The sequence below is a fragment of the Roseicyclus amphidinii genome (assembly GCF_030163755.1).
GTDB lineage: Bacteria > Pseudomonadota > Alphaproteobacteria > Rhodobacterales > Rhodobacteraceae > Roseicyclus > Roseicyclus amphidinii.
Genome location: NZ_JASJOE010000025.1, coordinates 1 through 20828 on the forward strand (window position 1 = coordinate 1; position 20828 = coordinate 20828).

Annotated in this window: 17 protein-coding genes; 6 read left to right on the plus strand and 11 right to left on the minus strand. The window is 68.7% G+C overall.

Annotated features, from left to right (window positions below):
• Positions 1 to 421 precede the first annotated feature (421 nt).
• A complete protein-coding gene (locus QQK83_RS10080) occupies positions 422 to 1408 on the plus strand; it encodes a 2-hydroxyacid dehydrogenase (RefSeq protein WP_284263857.1) in 987 nt (328 codons plus the stop codon).
• A gap of 134 nt (positions 1409 to 1542) precedes the next feature.
• Entirely contained in the window at positions 1543 to 2487 is a 945-nt protein-coding gene (locus QQK83_RS10085; protein WP_284263859.1) for an IS481 family transposase, read from the plus strand.
• Between the two features lie 98 nt (positions 2488 to 2585).
• Here the strand turns inward: QQK83_RS10085 and QQK83_RS10090 are convergent, their stop codons facing one another.
• A complete protein-coding gene (locus tag QQK83_RS10090; protein WP_284263861.1) occupies positions 2586 to 3005 on the minus strand; it encodes a hypothetical protein in 420 nt (139 codons plus the stop codon).
• Between the two features lie 205 nt (positions 3006 to 3210).
• On the opposite strand from QQK83_RS10090, the gene QQK83_RS10095 reads away from it, so the two are divergent.
• The 4 genes from QQK83_RS10095 to QQK83_RS10110 all read left to right on the plus strand — a co-directional run bounded on the left by QQK83_RS10095 (position 3211) and on the right by QQK83_RS10110 (position 7454).
• Positions 3211 to 4299: an NAD(P)/FAD-dependent oxidoreductase gene (locus QQK83_RS10095; protein ID WP_284263863.1), complete on the plus strand. Its 1089-nt coding sequence runs from the start codon at positions 3211 to 3213 to the stop codon at positions 4297 to 4299.
• Positions 4300 to 4414: 115 nt separating this feature from the next.
• The gene (locus tag QQK83_RS10100; RefSeq protein WP_284263865.1) at positions 4415 to 4894 is read left to right on the plus strand and encodes a hypothetical protein; all 480 of its coding nucleotides are present in this window, start codon (positions 4415 to 4417) and stop codon (positions 4892 to 4894) included.
• On the plus strand, positions 4891 to 5556 hold the full coding sequence (locus tag QQK83_RS10105; protein WP_284263867.1) for a DUF938 domain-containing protein: 666 nt from the start codon (positions 4891 to 4893) through the stop codon (positions 5554 to 5556). Before QQK83_RS10100 ends, QQK83_RS10105 begins: the two co-directional genes overlap by 4 nt.
• Positions 5557 to 5642: 86 nt before the next feature.
• Positions 5643 to 7454, plus strand: a complete 1812-nt coding sequence (locus tag QQK83_RS10110; protein WP_284263868.1) for a patatin-like phospholipase family protein — start codon at positions 5643 to 5645, stop codon at positions 7452 to 7454.
• Between the two features lie 54 nt (positions 7455 to 7508).
• On the opposite strand, the gene QQK83_RS10115 is transcribed toward QQK83_RS10110, so the two are convergent.
• The 10 genes from QQK83_RS10115 to xdhA form a co-directional block, all read right to left on the minus strand.
• Positions 7509 to 7892, minus strand: coding sequence for a hypothetical protein (locus tag QQK83_RS10115; RefSeq protein WP_284263870.1), 384 nt, complete (start codon positions 7890 to 7892; stop codon positions 7509 to 7511).
• On the minus strand, positions 7889 to 10393 hold the full coding sequence (locus tag QQK83_RS10120; RefSeq protein ID WP_284263872.1) for a GcvT family protein: 2505 nt from the start codon (positions 10391 to 10393) through the stop codon (positions 7889 to 7891). The genes QQK83_RS10115 and QQK83_RS10120 overlap by 4 nt, the downstream gene beginning before the upstream one ends.
• A gap of 335 nt (positions 10394 to 10728) precedes the next feature.
• Positions 10729 to 11811, minus strand: coding sequence for a BMP family ABC transporter substrate-binding protein (locus QQK83_RS10125; protein WP_284263874.1), 1083 nt, complete (start codon positions 11809 to 11811; stop codon positions 10729 to 10731).
• Positions 11808 to 12608 carry an ion transporter gene (locus tag QQK83_RS10130; protein ID WP_284263876.1) on the minus strand — a complete coding sequence of 267 codons (801 nt, stop codon included), beginning with the start codon at positions 12606 to 12608 and terminating at the stop codon, positions 11808 to 11810. Before QQK83_RS10130 ends, QQK83_RS10125 begins: the two co-directional genes overlap by 4 nt.
• Positions 12609 to 12619: 11 nt before the next feature.
• Positions 12620 to 13543 carry an ABC transporter permease gene (locus QQK83_RS10135; protein WP_284263878.1) on the minus strand — a complete coding sequence of 308 codons (924 nt, stop codon included), beginning with the start codon at positions 13541 to 13543 and terminating at the stop codon, positions 12620 to 12622.
• Positions 13540 to 14625 carry an ABC transporter permease gene (locus tag QQK83_RS10140; RefSeq protein WP_284263880.1) on the minus strand — a complete coding sequence of 362 codons (1086 nt, stop codon included), beginning with the start codon at positions 14623 to 14625 and terminating at the stop codon, positions 13540 to 13542. The genes QQK83_RS10135 and QQK83_RS10140 overlap by 4 nt, the downstream gene beginning before the upstream one ends.
• Positions 14622 to 16136, minus strand: a complete 1515-nt coding sequence (locus QQK83_RS10145; protein WP_284263882.1) for an ABC transporter ATP-binding protein — start codon at positions 16134 to 16136, stop codon at positions 14622 to 14624. Before QQK83_RS10145 ends, QQK83_RS10140 begins: the two co-directional genes overlap by 4 nt.
• Positions 16133 to 16906, minus strand: coding sequence for a xanthine dehydrogenase accessory protein XdhC (gene xdhC, locus QQK83_RS10150; protein ID WP_284263884.1), 774 nt, complete (start codon positions 16904 to 16906; stop codon positions 16133 to 16135). Before xdhC ends, QQK83_RS10145 begins: the two co-directional genes overlap by 4 nt.
• On the minus strand, positions 16903 to 19338 hold the full coding sequence (xdhB, locus tag QQK83_RS10155) for a xanthine dehydrogenase molybdopterin binding subunit (RefSeq protein WP_284263885.1): 2436 nt from the start codon (positions 19336 to 19338) through the stop codon (positions 16903 to 16905). Before xdhB ends, xdhC begins: the two co-directional genes overlap by 4 nt.
• Positions 19335 to 20735: a xanthine dehydrogenase small subunit gene (gene xdhA / locus QQK83_RS10160; protein WP_284263888.1), complete on the minus strand. Its 1401-nt coding sequence runs from the start codon at positions 20733 to 20735 to the stop codon at positions 19335 to 19337. The genes xdhB and xdhA overlap by 4 nt, the downstream gene beginning before the upstream one ends.
• Positions 20736 to 20828: the final 93 nt, after the last annotated feature.

A 20828-nucleotide genomic window follows, 5' to 3' on the forward strand; every position in this document is an offset into this window, starting at 1 on the left:
CATGGCCGCGCCCCTCGGGACAGGGCCAGACGGGGCGGCGATGCGGAAAGACTGGACCGATGCACCGGCCTGCGCCATGGCGGGAAACTCTACCGCCGGGCGGTGCCGGGTGCTTCGGCCAAGGCTGTGCTTGCGGCCAGCGTCAGGGCCGCCGCGCACAGGGCGGCGCGGGTGTGGGCCGCCGCGCGAAGGGCGACGCGGGTGTGGGCCGCCGTGCAAAGGGTGGCCGTGGGGCCGCGCCGGAAACCTGTCATCTGCATCCCGCTCGTCTCTGCCGTGTCGCGCCCGGCGTCGTTGGCTGCACCGGGTCATCGCCTCTGCGTTGGGGGCATCGGGTGCGGCGGCCCGGCCGCTTGCACCACAGTGCCCGATGCGAGAGTGTCAGACCCGAGGACGGAAGGCCAGAGAAGGGAACCAGCCCATGCCATCTGAGCGGTTGAGTGTTGTCGTCACGCGACGGTTGCCCGAGGCGGTCGAGACGCGGATGTCGGAATTGTTCGACGTGGAGCTGCGCGACGAGGACAGGCCGATGACCAAGGCCGAGCTGGTCGGCGCGATGAGCCGGGCCGACGTCATCGTGCCCTGCATCACCGACCGGATCGACGGCGCGATGCTGGCGCAGGCGGGCGACCGGCTGAAGCTGATCGCCAATTACGGCGCGGGCGTGGACCATATCGACGTGGCGACGGCGCGGCAGCGCGGTGTGCTGGTGTCGAACACGCCGGGCGTGATGACCGATGACACCGCCGACATGGCGATGGCGCTGATCCTTGCCGTGCTGCGCCGCCTGCCCGAAGGCATGGCGGTGATGCAGGAGGGGCGCTGGGAGGGCTGGGCGCCCACCGCCTTCATGGGCGGGCGCGTGGCCGGGCGGCGGCTGGGCATCCTCGGGATGGGCCGGATCGGGCAGGCGGTGGCGCGCCGCGCCGCGGCCTTCGGGATGCAGGTGCATTACCACAACCGCCGCCGGCTGCATGCCGACACCGAGGCGGCGCTGGAGGCGACGTATTGGGAAAGCCTCGACCAGATGATCGCGCGGATGGACGTGATCTCGGTCAACTGCCCGCACACCCCCTCGACCTTCCACCTGATGAACGCGCGGCGGCTGAAGCTGATGAAGCCGGGCGCGGTGATCGTGAACACCTCGCGCGGCGAGGTGATCGACGAGAACGCCCTGACGCGCATGTTGCGCGCGGGCGAGATCGCGGGGGCGGGGCTGGACGTGTTCGAGCGCGGCCGCGAGGTGAACCCGCGGCTGCGCGAGCTGCCGAACGTGGTGTTGCTGCCGCACATGGGGTCGGCCACGCGCGAGGGGCGGATCGAGATGGGGGAGAAGGTGTTGATCAACATCAAGACCTTCGCCGATGGGCACAGGCCGCCGGACCTGGTGGTGCCGAGCATGCTGTGAGGATGAAGCGGGCGCTTCTCTTTTGGGCTGATCGGGCACGGCAAGAGTTGGGTTAGATGTGAAATCTCAGAAGGTTGTTCACCCGGTTCGGGGTTAGGCTGCAATCGCCAAACCACAACCGGAGACCCCGAAGGATGAACAACCCTCATCAGAATGCCCGTCTCACTGTCTACAGTCGAGAACAGATCGTTGCGCGTATCGGTGCGGGACAGAGTGCTGTCGAGGTGGCCGAGGCTTTCGGCGTGTCAGTGCGGACCGTGCGCAAATGGGTTGCGCGGTTCAAGGCGGGCGGGCGCGCGGCGCTGTCGAACCGCGCGAGCGCGCCCATCCGCCGCCCGCGCCGCCTGCCGGATCGTGTCGTCGCGGTCATCGTCTGGATGCGGCGCCGGCTGCGCCTGACCGCGTCCGCCATCGCCGCCAGTCTGGGGCTGCCGCGCTCGACCGTGGCGCGCTGGCTGACACGGGTCGGGCTGGGTCGGCTCGCGCAACTCGATCCACCGGAGCCGGTGCGCCGCTATCAGCGCGAGCGGCCGGGAGAGTTGCTGCACCTGGACATCAAGAAGCTCGGCCGCTTCGACCGCCCGGGCCATCGCGTGACCGGCACGCGCCGGGGCTGCCGGAACAGGGGCGCGGGCTGGGACTTCGTTCATGTGGCCGTCGATGACGCGACCCGGCTGGCCTATGTCGAGGTCCTGCCCGACGAGCGGAAGGACACCACCACGGGTTTCCTGCTGCGCGCGCTACGCTGGTTCCGCCGCCACGGTATCCGGGTCGAGCGGTTCATGACCGACAACGGCAGCGCCTACCGCTCGCGCCGGTTCCGCAAGGTGCTGCGGCTTCTCGCCATCCGCCACATCTACACCCGGCCCTATACCCCGAAGACAAACGGCAAGGCCGAGCGGTTCATCCAGACCCTCCTGCGCGAATGGGCCTACGGTCTCGCACACCCCTCGTCCAACGCCCGAAACGCCGACCTGCCCCGATGGCTTGACTGGTTCAACAGATCAAGACCACACTCCGCACTCAAAGGCAGCCCCCCGATCGCGGCGGTGAACAACCTCATGGGAAACCACAGTTAGAGCCCGGAGTGACCGATGCGGCGCGGCGAATGAATGTCTGCTGTCATTGACAGGATCCAAAATCCACCATGTGCTGCCTATCGAACATGTCTTGTCGCCTACTTATGCAGATCTTCACCTAGCGCCTTTGGCAGACGTGGCCACTGCCACCAAGCAACGATGACCGCAATTATGATGATTGTTGCACCAACCAGCATTGCCCCAGAGAGCCATAAAAGCCCAAATAATAGAAATGCAGCGCCTAAAGCGCAGACTGAAAAAACAAACAATCTAGCTGGGGGGGTATTAAGTTTATCCTCACCGCAGCGTCTTTCCCAGTAAATGCCGCATATTACTGCAAACGGTATGAACCCAAAAAATGAGACGGAGAAACTGAAAAGATTGCTAGCAACAACACCATTTTCCACCATATCGATTGCTGGAGAAACCGCACTTATGATGCCCAAGACACCTGCGATGATTCCCGCTCTTCCAATCAGGATGGCCTCTTCGGGCGTGTACTTTGTAATAGTAGACATGGATACACCTGTGACAAGTGGATGAGTACTAGGCGGAAATAGCTGAATCTCATGACTACACCAAAACGGACATGGGAACATCTCAATCCGAGGTCCGCTCCGTCCCGTTAAGCAGCCGTTGGTGCCAGGCGCAGCGAGTGACCACCTCCCATCCCGTGCCTCCCCCTCTTGCCCCCACCCCCTCCGCCATGCCACCCATCGCGTCATGACCCATGACTTTCTCATCATCGGCGGCGGCATCGCGGGTGTGTCCGCGGGCGCGCGGCTGTCGGAGCTGGGCCGCGTCCTGCTGCTCGAGGCGGAACCGGCGTTGGCCTACCATGCCTCGGGGCGGTCGGCGGCGCTCTATGAGGCGCAGTATGGCAAGCCTGCGACCGTGGCGCTCAACCTTGCGTCGCGCGCGGATCACGAGACCCTCGACGGCGGCGTTCTCAGCCCGCGGGGGCTGATGGTGCTCGCCACCCATGGCGAGGAGGAGCTTTTCGCCGCCGACATCGCGGCGATGGGGCTGCCGCGGATCAGCGTGGCCGATGCGGTGGCGATGGTGCCGGTGCTGAACCCCGACGCCATCGCGGGGGCCGCCGCGCATGCGGATGCCTGGGACATCGACACCGACCGGCTGGTGCAGCATTTCGCCCGCACGATCCGGGGCGCGGGCGGCGCGGTCAAGACCGGCGCGGCGGTGACGGCGATCACGCGGACCGCGACGGGCTGGGAGGTGACGGCGGGCGGCGAGACCCATGTCGCGCGCGTGCTGGTGAACGCCGCCGGGGCCTGGGCCGACCGGATCGCCGGGATGGCGGGGATCGCCCCCATCGGGATCACGCCCTTGCGCCGCTCGGTCGCGCGCATCCCCGCGCCGGGGGGGCATGACGTCTCGGGCTGGCCGATGCTGCTGGGCGCGGGAGAAAGCTGGTATGCCAAGCCCGATGCGGGCGCGCTGATCGTCTCGCCCGCCGAGGAAGACCCGGTCGCCGAGCCGCATGACGCCTGGCCCGAGGACATGGTGCTGGCCGAGGGGATCGCGCGCTACCAGCAATTCGCCACCGAGGAGGTCACGCGGCTGACCGCCAGCTGGGCCGGTCTGCGCAGCTTTGCGCCGGATCGTGCGCTGGTGCTGGGCCCCGACCCGCTGGACCCCGGTTTCGTCTGGGTCGCGGGGCAGGGCGGCTACGGGTTCCAGACCGCGCCGGCGGCGTCGCGGCTGGTGGCCGATCTGGTGGCGGGGCGCGCGCCGCTGCTCGAGGCGGAGCTGGTCGCGGCGCTTTCGCCCGCGCGGTTCCGGACCGGGTGATCGGCGGGTGATCGGGGCGGGAGGAGCGGCCCCGAGGGGGTCGCGCTTTCAAATCGTTGCAAATGATTTAAGGTTGGCTTGCACAGACATCGTTTTCGAAAGGTGGTTATTGGATATGCCCATGATCTTCAGCCCACGCGCCCTGACCGTGACCGTGACCCTCGCGGCGGTGGCGGCTTCGCTGCCCGTGACCGCCGCCGCGCAGTCGCAGCTCGAGCGGATGGAGGTGTTGTCGGAGCGGGCCAGCGCCCTGATGAACGAAGCGATGATCGCCCAGCTTCCGGCGCTCGAGGGGAACATGCCCGATCCGGCCTGGGACGATCCGATGCGCGCGGCCTATGGCTGCGTGCTGGAGGGCTATGTGCAGGCCAGCAGCGAGGCCGCCGTCGACACCATGCTCGACGAGATGGACGCGATGATGGAGACCGCCACGGCCGAGACCCTGATGAGCGGCGCCTTCGGTGACGGGGTGCAACTGCCCGAGGGCATGTCCGAGGTGCAGGCGCAGGCGCTGATGCAGGATTGCGGCGTGATGGAGATCATCATGGCGCGCATGGCCGAAAGCGGCGCCATGCAGGTGATGATGGACCAATGACGCGCCGCCTCGAGCTGCCCGACACACCGGGCACGGCGGCCCTTGGGGCTGCGCGCATGTCGGCGCCCTCGGCGCTGCGCAACCGCGACCTGATCGCGGCCGAACTGCGGCGGGTCGCGCCTGCGTGGGGGCGCGCGCTGGAGATCGCGTCGGGCACGGGCGAGCATGTGATCCGTTTCGCCGAGGTCATGCCGGGGCTGACCTGGCAACCGACCGACCCCGACCCGCTGCGCCGCGCCTCGATCGCGGCCTGGACCATGCAGAGCGGGCTGGACAACATCAGGCCGCCGCTCGACCTGGACGCGGCACGCGTCGGCTGGGCGGAGGAAGAACCGCTGACCGCCGACCTGGTCGTGGTGGTGAACCTGCTGCACCTGATCTCGGGGGCCGAGGCCGAAACCGCCCTGACCGAGACCGCCGCGGTGCTCTCGCCCGGCGGTGTCGTCGCGCTGTACGGGCCCTTCCTGCGCGACGGCGAGGCCACGAGCGAGGGCGACGCCGTCTTTCACGCGAGCCTCAGGGCGCAAGACCCTGCCATCGGCTACAAGGACGTGATCGACACCTGCGCCTGCCTCGTCGAGGCGGGGCTTGCCCATGTCGAGACGGTGGCGATGCCTGCGAACAACCTCCTCCTGGTGTTCGAGCGGTCCGACGTGGCGTAACGGTCGAAAGATGGTCGCCTTGTCGAAAGTGCGCCCTTATGCTGCCCGACGGGTCCGGGGCTGGCCGGAGCTTTGGGAGGAAAGCCATGGCACGTCTTGACGAGTTCGCCCCGCAGGGCCTGTTTTCCGTGTTGCAAGGCCCGGCCCTGGCGCGGCTGCCGCAAGTCTCGGTGCGGCGCGGCGAGGTTCTTATGGCCGAGGGCAGCGGGGCGGATGCGCTCTACCTGGTCGAGACCGGGCGTTTCACGGTGCAGCGCGGCGGGGTCGAGTTGGCCGAGATCGGCGCGGGGTCGGTGCTGGGCGAGATTTCCTTTTTCACCGGCAAGCCGCGCACCGCGGATGTGATCGCGGCGCGCGACAGCGTGGTGCTGCGGATCGGGCGCGAGGATTACGACGCGCTCTGCGCGGACACGCCGGATCTTGCGCGCTCGATCTCGACCGAGCTGGCCGAGCGGCTGGCGCGGACCTCGGCGCGGGTGCAGCCGGACCCCGGCCGCCCGCCTGCGCGGACCTATTGCATCCTGCCCGCCGCGGGCGCGCCCCTGCCGCACAGCTTCGTCCCCGAGCTGGCCGCGGCCATCGCCGCGCATCACCGCGTCGCCGTCGTGGACGAGGCCGCCTTTCGCGCGGCGCTGGGCGCTGGGGGCGACCCGACCACCCCCGAGGCGGTGAGCTGGCTCAACCACCGCGAGCGCGAGGCCGATATCGTCCTGTTCGTGGCCAACCACGATGCCGGCCCCTGGTCCGTGGCCGCCTTGCGCCAGGCCGATCAGGCCGTGATCGTGGCGCAGGCCCATGGCTTCGCCGAGCCCTCGACGCTGGAGCGCATGGCGCTCGACCTCCTGCCCGAGGCGCAGCGGCGGCTGGTGCTGGTGCATCCGCACCGCATGAAGCAGGTCACGGGCACGGCGCGCTGGCTCGACACGCGCCCGGTGTTCCTGCACCACCATCTCGCCATGACCCCCGATGGCGCCGACGTGGCGCGGCTGGGCCGCTTCCTGTCGGGGCGGGCCATCGGCATCGTCATGTCGGGCGGGGGCGCGCGCGGTGTCGCCCATGTCGGCATGTGGCGCGCGATGCACGAGGCGGGCCTGCCCATCGACATCGTGGGCGGCACCTCGGTCGGTGCGGCGATGAGCGGGGCCATCGCGCTGGGGCTCGAGGCGGACGAGATCGGCCCGCGGGTGGAACAGATCTTCGTCAAGTCCGGGGCGATGCGGCGGCTGACCCTGCCGAAATACGCGCTGCTCGATCACAAGGTCTTCGACGCCTCGATGCAGGAGCATTACACCTCGGTCCCGATCGAGGACCTGTGGCTGCCCTATTTCGCGGTGGCCGCCGACCTGGCCGGGGTCTCGCGCCATGTCATCCGGCGCGGCCCCCTGTGGGAGGCGGTGCGCGCCTCCTCGGCGATCCCCGGCATTCTGCCGCCCTTCTTCACCCCCGAGGGGCGGATGCTGGTCGATGGCGGCTGCGTCGACAACATGCCCTTCCGCGACATGCACGCGCTCAAGTCAGGCCCGAACGTGGTGGTGGACCTGCAGAAGGACACGGCCAAGCCGTTCTACGTCGATTACCCCAACCTGCCGGGGCGGATGGAGTTGCTGACCAGGACGGTGTTGCCCTTCGGCAAGCGCCCGCCGCGGGCACCGGGCATCGTCTCGACCGTGATGCGCAGCCTGCTGGTGGGGCAGGGCGCCACGGATCGCGGCATGAACGAGGACGATCTGCATGTGCGCCCGCCCGAGCTGAGCTCGGTCGCCTTCCTCGACTGGACCAAGCACAAGCTGTTCTTCGAGATGAGCTACCGCTACGCGCGGGACGAGGTGCTTGCCGATCTCGCCACCTCGGATCATCCCGCCAAGGTGGCGCTGCGCCGGGCCGCGGGCTTGGGGTGAGGGCTGCGGCGTCGAGCGAAGGGGCGCTCCTGCGCCTCCGCTTTCGCCTCCGCGTCAGGCGCGCAGCGCCAGCGTGCCCGTCGCCAGGGCCAGGCCAAGGGCGAGGGGAACCCCATGCGCCGCCTCGGCGCGGCTTTTGCTGGCGGCGTTGCCGAGCAGGCTGAGGGCGAACAGCACGGCGAATGCCCCGAGCGCGGGCCGGATCACGATGCGCGGCAGAAGCTCCGGGCCGATCCCGGCCGCCTGCGCCACGACCAGCGCGCCGATCAGTGCGAGCGGCACGACCGCAAGGCTGGCCCACCGCTTCGTCGGGGAAAGGCGCCGGTCCGCCCCGCCCCATGCCATGTGCCCAAGCGGCAGGCCCGCCGCCAGCAGCGCCTGGAACAGGGCCAGCCAGAGGAACCCGGCCAGCCCCGCGTATCCGGCCAGCGCGATCACCCGTCCTTGCGGATGACGGCGTTGGTCGGGTCGTAGGGGCTGTCTTCCACGACTTCCGCGTCGAAGAGCTCACGGAACATCCGCAGCTTCAACCTCGTGCCCACCTCGGCGAGGTCGGGGCGCACATAGCCCATGCCGATCTGCTTGCCGAAGGCGACCGAGTAGCCGCCCGAGGTCAGCCGCCCGACCTTTTCCTCGCCGAGATACAGCGCCTCGCGCCCCCAAGGATCGGCATCCGCCGGCCCGTCGATCAGCAGCGTCACGCATTTCGAGCGGATGCCGGTTTCGAGCATCGCCTGCTTGCCGGTGAACTCCTTGTCCAGATCGACGAAGCGATCCAGCCCCGCCTCCAGCGGCGTCGCATCGCGGCCCAGCTCCGTGCCGAAGGCGCGATAGCTCTTCTCCTGCCTGAGCCAGTTCTGCGCCCGCGCGCCCACCAGCTTCATCCCGTGCTTTTCGCCCGCTTCCATCAGCTGATCCCAGAGGTAGGTCTGCATCTCGATGGGATGGTGCAGCTCCCAGCCCAGCTCGCCGGTATAGGCCACGCGGATCGCGCGGACCGGGCACATGCCCAGCTCGATGTGGCGCATCGACAGCCACGGGAACCGCTTGTTGCCCAGCACCGTGTCGGGGTCGGCATCCTTGACGATCTCGCGCAGCACGTCGCGTGACTTCGGCCCGGCGATGGCGAAGACGCCCCATTGCGTCGTCACGTCATGGATATCGACATAGCCGCCGCCCGCGGCCATGAAATCCTCGGCCGCCTTGATCAGGTAATCGGCGTCATAGGCCGTCCACGCCCCCGCCGAAACGCAGTAGTATTCGTTCTCCGCCAGCCGGACGAGCGTGTATTCCGTTCGCGTCGTGCCCGCGTTGGTCAGCGCATAGGTCAGGTTGATCCGCCCCACCTTGGGCAGCTTGTTGCAGGTGAAGGCGTCAAGGAAGGCCGTCGCCCCCGGCCCGCGGACAAGGTGCTTGGTGAAGGCCGTCGCGTCGATCAGGCCCACGCCCTCGCGGATCGCCTCGGCCTCTGCCTTGGCATGCTCCCACCAGCCGCCGCGGCGGAAGCTGCGCGCGTCATGGTCGAAGCTCTCGGGCGCGTCCTTGGGGCCGTAGTAGTTCGGCCGCTCCCAGCCGTTCACGCAGCCGAACTGCGCCCCCAGCGCCTTTTGCCGGTCATAGGCGGGCGCGGTGCGCAGCGGGCGGCAGGCTTCGCGCTCCTCGTCGGGGTGGTGCAGGATGAAGACATGCTCGTAGCATTCCTCGTTCTTGCGCGCGGCATATTCGGTCGTCATCCAGCTGCCGTAGCGCTTGGGGTCGAGGGCGGCCATGTCGATCTCGGCCTCGCCCTCCACCATCATCTGCGCGAGGTAGTAGCCCGTGCCGCCCGCCGCGGTGATCCCGAAGGAAAAGCCTTCGGCCAGCCACATGTTGCGCAGCCCCGGCGCAGGCCCGACCAGCGGGTTGCCATCGGGCGTGTAGCAGATCGGGCCGTTGAAATCGTCCTTAAGCCCCACCGTCTCCGAGGTCGGGATGCGGTGGATCATCGACATGTATTCCTCCTCGATCCGGTCGAGGTCGAGCGGGAAGAGGTCGGCGCGGAAACTGTCGGGCACGTCGTATTCGAAACAGGCGGGCGCGCCCCGCTCGTAGGGCCCGAGGATCCAGCCCTTGCGCTCCTCGCGGACATACCACTTGGCATCCGCATCGCGCAGCACGGGGTGCTCGGGGTTTCCGGCGGCGCGCCATTCGGCCAGCGCGGGGTCGGGCTCGGTCACGATATACTGGTGCTCGACCGGGATCGCGGGGATCTTGATGCCCAGGAGCCGCGCGGTGCGCTGGGCGTGGTTGCCGGTGGCGGTGACCACATGCTCGGCGGTGACGACGGCGGTTTCCTCGGACGGCACGAGATTGCCGCCCTTCTCGACCATCTTCGTCAGGCTCACGCGCCACTCGGACCCGGTCCATTCGTAGCCGTCGACCTGCCACTTCCGTTCGATCACCACACCGCGCTGGCGTGCGCCCTTGGCCATCGCCATGGTCACGTCGGCGGGGTTTATGTAGCCGTCGGTGGGGTGGTAGATCGCGCCCTTCAGGTCGTCGGTGCGCACCAGCGGCCAACGCGCCTTGATCTCGGCGGGGGTCATCCATTCGTAGGGGATGCCCACCGTCTCGGCGGTCGAGGCATAGAGCATGTATTCATCCATGCGCGCATCGGTCTGCGCCATGCGCAGGTTGCCCACCACGGCGAAGCCCGCGTTCAGGCCGGTCTCTTCCTCGAGCGTCTTGTAGAACTTGACCGAATAGTCGTGGATGTGGCTGGTCGCATAGCCCATGTTGAAGAGCGGCAGGAGGCCCGCGGCATGCCAGGTCGAGCCGGAGGTCAGCTCGTCGCGCTCCAGCAGCATCACATCCTCCCAGCCCGCGCGGGCGAGGTGGTAGGCGATCGAGGTGCCGACGGCACCGCCGCCGACGACAAGGGCTTTGACATGTGTCTTCACGGTGGTCTCCATGGGCGTGCAGGCCCTGCGGGGCGTATGGGCAGAATCCTGACCCTACCTGCCCGAGACCTGCGAGCCGCGCCTCGCCCACCCGACGCTAAATCGCGCGAAAGCGACAAGGGCCCTTTCGCGCCAGGTCCCCGGCTTCATCTTGGCAGGTACAACTCCGGGGGGAGGCCGCAGGCCGGGGGGCAGAGCCCCCCCGAATTTTCGTACGAAAATTCGCACCCGCGCCGCGCCAGCGGCGCGTCCCCCTTCTGCGAATTTTCAAGAATTCGCTCCAATGAAAAAGGCCCGCCACGGGGGCGGGCCTTTCCGATGCGCAGAGGCAGGGATCAGTTCGGGATTTCGCCCGTCAGCCCCTCGACGTAGAAATTCATTCCCGCCAGCGTGCCGTCGTCGGCGATCTCGCCCTCGGCCAGCCAGGCCGTGCCGTCCTGCCGGTTGATCGGGCCGGTGAACGGGTGGTACTCGCCCGCCTGGATCGCTTCCATGATCGCGGTGGCCGAAGCGCGGACCTCTTCCGGGATCGCCTCGGTCATCTCGCCGATCAGCACCATGCCCTCGGGCATGCCTTCCCAGGTGTCGGACTGTTCCCAGGTGCCTTCCATCGCCTCGCCCACGCGGCGGACGTAATAGGGGCCCCAGTTGTCGATGATCGACGAGATCCGCGGCTCGGGGGCGAACTGGATCATGTCGGACGCCTGGCCGAAGGTGTAGACGCCACCGGCTTCCTGCGCCGCGGCCTGCGGTGCGGTACTGTCGGTGTGCTGCAGGATCACGTCGGCGCCCGCGTCGATCAGCGCCTGGGCGGCGTCGGCCTCGACCGCCGGGTCGAACCAGGTGTAGGCCCAGACCACGCGGAACTCGACATCGGGGTTCACTTCACGCGCATGCAGGAAGGCCGAGTTGATGCCGCGGATCACTTCCGGGATCGGGTAGGAGGCGATGTAGCCCACGATGTTGCTCTCGGTCATGTGGCCCGCGATATGGCCGATCACCGCCCGGCCCTCGTAGAAGCGGGCCGAGTAGGTCGAGACGTTCTCGGTGTCGCGCTGGTAGCCGGTGGCATGCTCGAAATAGACATCGGGGAACCGGGCCGCGACGGCATTGGTCGCAGGCCCGTAGCCGAAGGAGGTGGTGAAGATCATGTCCGCACCGTTCAGGATCATCTGGGTCATGACGCGCTCGGCGTCCGGCCCTTCGGGCACGGTCTCGGCATAGACGGTATCGACCGCGTCGCCGAAGGCTTCCTCGACCGCAAGGCGGCCCTGGTCATGGGTCCAGGTCCAGCCGTAGTCACCGATCGGGCCGACATAGACGAAACCGACGGTAAAGGGATCCTCCTGCGCTGCGGCGGGCAGGGCGAGGCCTGCGGCAAGCGCCGCGGAGGCGAGAAGTCTGGGCAGCAGTTTCATGTGTTATCCTCTCTGTTGGATGGGGTGGGTGCCGTCTGCGCGCCTGTCCCAATGGCGCGCGTGTCGGGGTCGGGGTCGCGCGGTTCTGGCGGGGCCCTCCCGGTGCCCGTTTCCGCCAGCGCCGCGGTGATCAGGCCCGCGGGAACGGCGATGATGCCGATCCCGATCAGCAGGATCACCCCGGTGAAGATGCGTCCGCCCGTGGTGATCGGGTAGACATCGCCATAGCCCACCGTCGTGAGCGTGGCCACCGCCCACCACAGGCTCTCGGGGATCGAGCCGAAGGCCTCGGGTTGGGCGGCGTGTTCGAAATGATGGATGCCGACCGCCGCAAGGAACACCGCGAGGCAGGCGATGAAGAGAAAGATCAGGAACTCGGCCTTCACCCTGTCGAGGGCCAGCGCGATGCGGTCGAGCGCCCGGTTCGCCTTGAACAGCTTGAGAATGCGCAACAGCCTGAGCAGGCGCAGCATCCGCACCGTGGCGAGATCGGGAAACAGGAACAGCAGCGCCGGCACGATGGCGATGAAATCCACCAGCCCCCAGAAACTGAACGCATAGCGCAGCGGATGCGCCGCGCAGGCCAGCCTGAGCAGGTATTCCACGGCAAAGACCGTCAGGATCACGATCTCGACGGCGAAGAGCGCGGTCTTCACCGGCGCGGGCAGGCCGGGCAGCGTCTCGAGGCTGATGACCACGGCGGTCGCCACGATCAGCGCGTAGATCACCAGCGCCACGCCACGTCCCACCCGCGGGTGGGTCCCGTCGAGGATCTCGAGGATCTCGGCGCGCCGCATCCATCCCCCCCTCAACTCGACGCGTGAAAGATGCGGCCAAGCGCTGCGGGCGCGTTCATCGAGGCGCGCCTGCGGTCCGACGAGATGACGACCAGCACCACGATGGTCACGAGATAGGGCGAGGCATCCAGCAGCGCGACCGGCACGCCGACCTCGGCGGCCTGCAGGCGCAGCTGCAGCGCGGCGATCCCGCCGAAAAGCCAGGCCCCCAGCAGCACGCGCCAGGGCTTCCACGAGGCGAAGACGACAAGCGCCAGCGCGATCCAGCCCGCGCCCGCGGTCATCCCCTCGACCCAGTTCTCGACACGGATCACCGACAGGAACGCTCCGCCCAGCCCCGCGCAGGCCCCGCCGAACAGGATGGCGAGGAACCGGATACGCACCACCTTGTAGCCGAGCGCATGGGCGGCATCATGGCTTTCGCCCACCGCGCGGAGGATCAGCCCCGCCCGCGTCCGCGTCAGCACCAGCCAGACCGCGACGACCAGCGCAATCGCCAGGTAGGTCACCAGGTCATGCGAGAACAGGATCGGCCCGATCACCTCGATCTCGCGGATCGCCTCGGGCAGGGGTTTGGCGACATCGGGAATGGGCTGGCCCGGATAGCCCACGCCCAGCAGCGCGGCGAGACCCAGGCCGAAGAGCGTCAGCGCGAGGCCGGAGGCGACCTGGTTCGCCATCAGAAGCTGCGTCAGCACCGCGAAGATCACCGACAGCGCGGCCCCCCCGGCCATGCCCGCCACGAAGGCCAGCGTGGGCGAGCCGCTTTCATGCGCCGCGATGAAGCCGCAGACCGCGCCCATGATCATCATGCCTTCGACGCCGAGGTTCAGCACGCCCGATTTCTCGACCACCAGCTCGCCGATGGCGGCCAGCAGCACCGGCGTTGCCACCGTGATCAGCGCGACGATGAGCGTGACGGGATCGATGATCATGCCGCGGCCTCCCGTCCCCATTTCACGCGGTAATTCGCCAGCACGTCGATGGCCAGCAGGAAGAACAGCAGCATCCCCTGGAAGGCCTGGATCGACGGCGCGGGCAGGCCCAGCATCAGCTGCGCCAACTCGCCCCCGATGAAGGTCAGCGCCAGCAGCAGCCCCGCCAGCAGGATGCCCAGCGGGTTCAGCCGCCCGAGGAAGGCCACGATGATCGCGGTGAACCCGTAGCCCGCGTTGAAGTCGATGGTGATCTGCCCCGCAGGCCCCGAGACCTCGAACAGCCCCGCCGCACCCGCCAGCGCGCCGGATATTCCCATGCACAGCAGCACCAGCCGCGCCGGGTTCACGCCGCCGAACCGCGCCGCGCGCGGGGCCTCGCCCGAGAGCCTGATCTGGTAGCCGAGAACATGGCGCTGCATCAGCACATAGGCCGCGATCACCGCGACGAAGGCCGCCAGCACGCCCCAGTGCATCCCCGTTCCCGCGATCAGCTCGGGATTGTCGGTGCCCGGATGGCGCGACAGGTTCCGGCTGCCCGGAAAGCCCGAGCCCTCGGGGTTGCGCAGCCATCCCGTCGCGGCCGAGGCCAGCATCGCCTCGGCGACATAGACCAGCAAGAGCGACACGAGGATCTCGTTCGTGCGCGCATAGACCTTGAGAAGCGCCGGGATCATCGCCCACAGAACCCCGCCCAACAGCCCCGCCAGCACCATGCCGGGGAAGATCAGCGCGCTTTCCGACGGGTAGAAGGCCAGCCCGAAGGCGGCCCCGAACAGCGCGCCGACGATATACTGCCCCTCGGCCCCGATGTTCCAGATGCCCGCGCGGAACCCCAGCGACAGCCCCACGGCGATCAGGATCAGCGGCCCGGCCTTCACCAGCAGCTGCGGGCGCGAGTAGCTGGCGAAGCGTTCGCTGAACAGCGGGTCCCAGAAGATGATGCGCATCGCCTCGACCGGGTCCGAGCCGAGAAGCGCGAACATCACGCCGCCCGCGACCATGGTCAGCGCCACGGCCAGGATCGGCCCCCCGATCACCCAGCCCCGCGAGGGCTGCGGACGCTTCTCCAGCCGGATCATGCGACGACCTCGTGCATGTCATGCGCCCCGCCCAGCATCAGGCCGATCTGCTCCATCGTCAGCCCGCGCGCGGGCCGCGGCGCGGACAGCCGCCCCTCGTTCAGCGCGCAGAACCGGTCGGAAATCTCGAGCAACTCGTCGAGGTCCTGCGAAATCACGATCACCGCAGCCCCCCCTTGTGCAAGGTCGAGAAGCGCCTGCCGGATCGCGGCGGCGGCGCTGGCGTCCACGCCCCATGTCGGCTGGTTCACCACCAGCACCGTGGGCGCTTGCAGGATCTCCCGACCGATCACGTATTTCTGCAGGTTGCCCCCCGACAGCGCCCGCGCGGCCACCCCCGGCCCCGGCGTGCGCACGTCGAAGCGGGCGATGATCTCCTCGGCAAAACCCTTTGCCTTGCCCCAGTCGACGAAGCCCGACCGGTCCAGCCCCTTGCGGATGCGCGCGGTCAGGACCGCGTTCTCGGTCAGGCTCATGTCGGGCGCGGCGGCATGGCCCAGCCGCTCCTCGGGCGCGCAGAGCAACCCCAGCGCGCGCCGCGCGTTCGGCCCGAGCGCGCCGACAGGCGCGCCTTTCAGCGTGATGGCCCCCGGCGCGACAAGCGTCTCGCCCGAGAGCGCCGCCAGCAACTCGTCCTGCCCGTTGCCCGCAACCCCGCCGATGCCCAGAACCTCGCCCGCGCGCACCTCAAGCGCGACCTCGCGCAGCGGCGTCCCGAAGGGCGAGGCCGGCGTCACGCTGAGGCCCGCCACATGCAGCAACACCTCGCCCGGCTTGGACGCGTCGCGCGCGGGCGCACTCAGCGACTTGCCGACCATCAGCTCGGCCATATGCGCCGCCGTCACCTCGCGCGGGGTGCATTCGCCCACCTTCTTGCCCAGCCGCAGGATCGTCGCCGCATCACACAGCGCGCGGATCTCCTCCAGCTTGTGCGAGATATAAAGGATCGCCGTCCCCTCGGCCGAGAGCTTGCGCAGGGTGTGAAACAGGATCTCCACCTCCTGCGGCGTCAGCACGCTGGTGGGTTCGTCCATGATCAACAGCTTGGGGTCCTGCAACAGGCAACGGATGATCTCGACCCTTTGCCGTTCCCCCGCCGACAGGTCGCCCACCATCCGGTCCGGGTCGAGCGGCAGGCCATAGGTCTCGCTCACCTCGCGGATCTGCCGCGCAAGGTCGCGGGGCTTGGGCGGCGTCTCCATCCCCAGCGCGACATTCTCGGCCACGCTCAACGCCTCGAACAGGCTGAAATGCTGGAACACCATCGCCACGCCCGCGCCCCGCGCCGCCCGCGGCTCGGCGGGCGCATAGGCCGCCCCGTTCAGCCGCATCGCGCCGCGGTCGGGCTTGACCAGCCCGTAGATCATCTTGACCAGCGTCGACTTGCCCGCGCCGTTCTCGCCCAGAAGCGCGTGAACCTCGCCCGGCTGGATGGCGAAGGAGACGTCATCATTGGCGACGACACCCGGATAGGCCTTGGTCAGCCCCTCGATCTCGAGCAGTGCCGTCACGTGCGCGTCGCTTTCCCCCGGTGGATCGGCTTGACTGCCGATTCCTTGTGCAGATGCTCTTTCACTAGCCGCCCGGCCACCCCCACGGCAATGGCCTGGGGGTGTTTCCCGAGGCTCGGATCGCCTATCGGGCAGGCAATGCGCGAAATTTCGGCATCCGAATGGCCCAGTGCGCCAAGCCGCGTGCGGAAGCGCGCCCATTTCGTCGCCGAGCCGATCAAGCCGCAACTCGCAAAGCCACGGCTCAGCGCGGCATGGCACAGCGCAAGGTCGATTTCGTGGCTATAGGTCAGGATCAGGTGATGGGCATGCACCGGCGCATGTGCCATCAGCCGCGGCAACTCGGCCGCCGATACCGTCTCGACGCCCTCGGGCACGTCCTCGGGGAAGCGCGCCGGGCCGGTGTCGGCCCATGTGATCGCCACATGGGGCAGGGGGGCCATGACGCCGACCACGGCGCGCCCCACATGCCCCGCGCCCCAGACCCAGAGGTCCGCACCCCGGGCCCGCTCCAGCCCCTCCACCGCTTCGAAGCGCAGCACCACCGCACCGCCGCAGCACTGGCCAAGCGCCGGGCCCAGCGGAAACCGCCGTTCGGCGTAATCCGCCCCATCCGCCAGCATCTGCCGCGCAAGGCGCATCGCCTCCCACTCCAGCGCGCCGCCGCCGATGGTGCCCTCGATGCCATCCCCGCGCACCAGCATCGCCGCCCCCTCCTCGCGGGGGGCGGAGCCCTGCACGGCGGCCACGGTCACGCGAACGCCGCTCATGCGCCGCGCGCCCTATCGACGGCGGCCAGCACCGCCTCGGCGGTCGCGGGGGCCTGCAGTTCCGGATACTGCGGCCCGCAAGCCGCGCAGGCGTCCGACAGAGCCATCAGCACGGAAATCCCCAGCATGAAGGGCGGCTCACCCACCGCCTTGGAGCGATAGATCGTCTCCTCCCGGTTCGCCCCGTCCCAAAGCGCCACGTTGAACACGTCGGGCCGGTCCGAACAGGCCGGGATCTTGTAGGTCGAAGGCGCGTGCGTGCGCAGGGTGCCCTTGCCGTCCCAGACCAGTTCCTCTGTCGTCAGCCAGCCGGCGCCCTGCACGAAGCCCCCCTCGATCTGCCCGATATCCAGCGCCGGGTTCAGGCTCGCGCCGCAATCGTGGATGATATCGGTCCGCAGGATGCGGTTCTCGCCGGTCAGCGTGTCGATCACCACCTCGGAACAGGCCGCGCCATAGGCAAAGTAGAAGAACGGCCGCCCCCGCCCCGCGATGCGGTCCCATTCGATCTTGGGGGTCTTGTAGAAGCCCGTCGCCGACAGGCTGACGCGGGCGAGATAGGCCATCTGAACGGCCTCCTCGAAGCTCAGCGTGTGATCGTGCCCGATATAGACGCAGCCGTCCCCGAAATTGATGTCGTCATCGCCGAAGACCCCCGCCAGATGCGCGGCGATCCGGCCCCGGATCTCGTCGCAGGCGGCCTTGACCGCCATCCCGTTCAGGTCCGACCCCGAGCTTGCCGCCGTGGCACTGGTGTTCGGCACCTTGCCCGTATCCGTCGCCGTGATCTTCACCCGGTCCATGCCGACGCCGAAGCGGTGGGCTGCCACCTGCGCGACCTTCTGGAACAGCCCCTGTCCCATCTCGGTCCCGCCGTGGTTGAGGTGGATCGAGCCGTCCTGGTAGACATGCACCAGGGCACCCGCCTGGTTCAGGTGCGTCAGCGTGAAGGAGATGCCGAACTTCACCGGCGTCAGCGCGATCCCGCGCTTGAGCACCGGCTGGCCCGCGTTCCACTCGGCAATCGCAGCCCGTCGCCCGGCATAGTCGCAGCCCTCCGCCAACCGGTCGGTCAGCGCGTGCAGGATGAAATCCTCGACCGGCATCCCGTAGGGCGTGACCCCCTCCTTCCCCCCCGCCGTCACCGGCGAATGCGCGGCCCCGTAGCGTTCCCCGCGCCCCGCGGTCTCCTTGACCTTCATCGCCCCCCGCCCCGCCAGATCGGCGGTCTCGAGGCGCTTGCCCTCCTTCATCTTCCCGAAAATACGGTCTCCCGCACTCTCCACCGGCGCCTCCGGGTAGTAATTCAGGCACCGAACCTCCAACGGATCACGCCCCAGCGCGTGCGCCACATGGTCCATCACCCGCTCGATCCCCACCATGCCCTGCGGCCCGCCGAAGCCGCGATAGGCGGTGGCGCTCTGGTGGTTCGTCTTCAGCCGGTGCGAGGTGATGCGGGCCGCGGGCAGGTCATAGGCGTTGTCGGCATGCAGCATCGCCCGGTCGGCCACCGGCAGCGACAGGTCCATCGACCAGCCGCAGCGCATGTAATGGGTGAAGTCCACCGCCAGCAGCCGCCCCTCGTCATCCACGCCGACGCGGTAGTCGACGCGGATGTCATGCCGCTTGCCGGTGATGACAAAGTCATCGTCCCGGTCATAGCGCATCTTGGCGGGCCGCCCGCTGCGCGCCGCGGCCACCGCGCAGGCAATGGCGAGATGGTTGCCCTGGCTCTCCTTCCCGCCGAAGCCGCCGCCCATGCGTCGCACCTCGACCCGTACCGCGTTCATCGGCAGGCCCAAGGCATCGGCCACCTTGTGCTGGATCTCCGTCGGGTGCTGGCTGGAGGAATGGACAACCATGTCGCCCCCCTCCTGCGGCAGCGCCAGCGCCGCCTGACCTTCGAGGTAGAAATGCTCCTGCCCGCCGACCTCGATCCGCCCCTCGATCACGCGCGGGGCGCGGGCGAGCGCCGCCTCAACGTCTCCCTTGGCATATACGCGCGGCCCTTCCTCGAAGCGGGAACCCGCCGCCAGCGCCTCCTCCACCGTCAGGATCGGGGCCTCTTCCTCGTAGTCGACCACCGCCAAAGCCGCGGCCTTGCGCGCGCGCAAATGGCTGTCGGCCACGACAAGAAACAGGGGCTGACCGGCGTAATGGATCGTTCCATCGCTCACCAGCGGTTCGTCATGGGCCGAGGGCGAACAATCGGGGATCACGTCGAAATCCTCGGCCGAGAGCACCATCACCACGCCCGGCGCGGCGCGCACCGGGGCAAGGTCCATCGACGCGATGCGCCCGCGCGCGATCCGGCTCACGCCGAAGGCCAGATGCAGGCAATCCCCCGGCACGGGGATGTCGTCGACATAGCGCGCCTGCCCCGTGACATGGAGGGGCGCGGCGTCGTGGGGCAGGGGCTTCGAGACACTCATACCCGCACCTCCAGCACGCTCACCGCCTCGCCCCGGCTTTCACGGAAATACCGCATCAGCATCCCCTCCGCCGCGCGCAACCGGTAGGCGGCCGAGGCGCGCATGTCCGACAGCGGCGTGAAATCCTCGGCGAAGCGCGCCTGCGCCGCCGTCACCGTCGCCTCGCTCCAGGGCTGGCCCAGCAGCGCCGCCTCGACCGCCGCGGCGCGTTTCGGCACGCCCGCCATGCCGCCGAAGGCGATCCGCGCGGCTGTCACCACGCCCTCCTCCACCGTCACGTTGAAACAGCCGCAGACGGCGGAAATATCCTGATCGAAGCGTTTCGACAGCTTGTAACAGGCCAGCCTGTCCGCCTGCACGGGGACGGAGACCGCCTCCACGAACTCCCCCGGCGCGCGGTCCTGTTTTCCATACTCCAGAAAAAACGCCTCCAGCGGCATCTCGCGCCGCGCCTCGCCCTTGCGCAGGTGCAGCCTTGCCCCCAGCGCGATCAGCGCGGGCGGGCTGTCGCCGATGGGCGAGCCATTGGCGATGTTGCCGCCGATCGTGGCGGCGTTGCGCACCTGGACCGATCCATAGCGGCGGATCAGCTCGGCCAGCGACGGGTGGCGGTCGGCGAAGACCGCGCCCAGCTCTGTCATGGTGACCGTCGCGCCGATCCGGATTGTTTCCGTATCGGAAACAATCCGACGCAAATCCGCACATCGGTTCAAAAAGGCGACGGGTGCGAGGTCTCGCAGCCCCTTGGTCACCCACAGCCCCACGTCCGTCGCGCCCGCGATCAGCGCCGCATCGGGGTGGGCGGCATACCACTCGGCCAGCGCGTCCGACGAGGTCGGGCTTACGGCAGGCGGTGCTCCGGAAGGCCGTATTTGGGGGAAGATGAAGGCAGGATCGCCAAGGGTTTCGGCATCTTGGCGCATCCAGTCGGGCACCGGCGCATCCTCTGCTGCCTCGGCGGCCCGGACAATCGGCGCATAGCCCGTGCAGCGGCACAGGTTGCCGGCCAGCTGGTCGTCGTGATCCCGCCGCCCGTTCAGATGCGCCACCGCCATCGAGACCACGAAACCCGGCGTGCAGAAGCCGCACTGGCTCCCGTGATGCGCGACCATCGCCTCCTGGACCGGGTGCATCTCACCGCCCGGTCCGGCGATCCCCTCGACCGTGCGCACCGCGCGCCCCTCGAGCTGCCCCATGAACAGGATGCAGGCGTTCAGCGCCCGGCTCGTCCCGTCCGCATCGGTCACCATGACCGTGCAGGCCCCGCAATCGCCCTCGTTGCAGCCTTCCTTGGTGCCGGTCAGCCGCGCCTCCTCGCGCAGCCAGTCCAGCAGCGTCACGGTCGCGTCCGTCGCCGCGACCCGAGGTTCCCCGTTCAGAAGAAACCTGGTTTCCATGTGAATTGCCCGCCGCGGTACCCTGTCCGGGGTGGTCATCCGGCGCTCGATGCGGCGTAGAGCGCGGCCCCGTTTCCCTGTTCGACCGGCAGA

Coding starts and splice junctions, on each gene's coding strand:
- QQK83_RS10080 (WP_284263857.1), top strand. CDS start 422: ATGCCATCTGAGCGGTTGAGTGTTGTCGTCACGCGACGGTTGCCCGAG.
- QQK83_RS10085 (WP_284263859.1), top strand. CDS start 1,543: ATGAACAACCCTCATCAGAATGCCCGTCTCACTGTCTACAGTCGAGAA.
- QQK83_RS10090 (WP_284263861.1), bottom strand. CDS start 3,005: ATGTCTACTATTACAAAGTACACGCCCGAAGAGGCCATCCTGATTGGA.
- QQK83_RS10095 (WP_284263863.1), top strand. CDS start 3,211: ATGACCCATGACTTTCTCATCATCGGCGGCGGCATCGCGGGTGTGTCC.
- QQK83_RS10100 (WP_284263865.1), top strand. CDS start 4,415: ATGCCCATGATCTTCAGCCCACGCGCCCTGACCGTGACCGTGACCCTC.
- QQK83_RS10105 (WP_284263867.1), top strand. CDS start 4,891: ATGACGCGCCGCCTCGAGCTGCCCGACACACCGGGCACGGCGGCCCTT.
- QQK83_RS10110 (WP_284263868.1), top strand. CDS start 5,643: ATGGCACGTCTTGACGAGTTCGCCCCGCAGGGCCTGTTTTCCGTGTTG.
- QQK83_RS10125 (WP_284263874.1), bottom strand. CDS start 11,811: ATGAAACTGCTGCCCAGACTTCTCGCCTCCGCGGCGCTTGCCGCAGGC.
- QQK83_RS10130 (WP_284263876.1), bottom strand. CDS start 12,608: ATGCGGCGCGCCGAGATCCTCGAGATCCTCGACGGGACCCACCCGCGG.
- QQK83_RS10135 (WP_284263878.1), bottom strand. CDS start 13,543: ATGATCATCGATCCCGTCACGCTCATCGTCGCGCTGATCACGGTGGCA.
- QQK83_RS10140 (WP_284263880.1), bottom strand. CDS start 14,625: ATGATCCGGCTGGAGAAGCGTCCGCAGCCCTCGCGGGGCTGGGTGATC.
- xdhC (WP_284263884.1), bottom strand. CDS start 16,906: ATGAGCGGCGTTCGCGTGACCGTGGCCGCCGTGCAGGGCTCCGCCCCC.
- xdhB (WP_284263885.1), bottom strand. CDS start 19,338: ATGAGTGTCTCGAAGCCCCTGCCCCACGACGCCGCGCCCCTCCATGTC.
- xdhA (WP_284263888.1), bottom strand. CDS start 20,735: ATGGAAACCAGGTTTCTTCTGAACGGGGAACCTCGGGTCGCGGCGACG.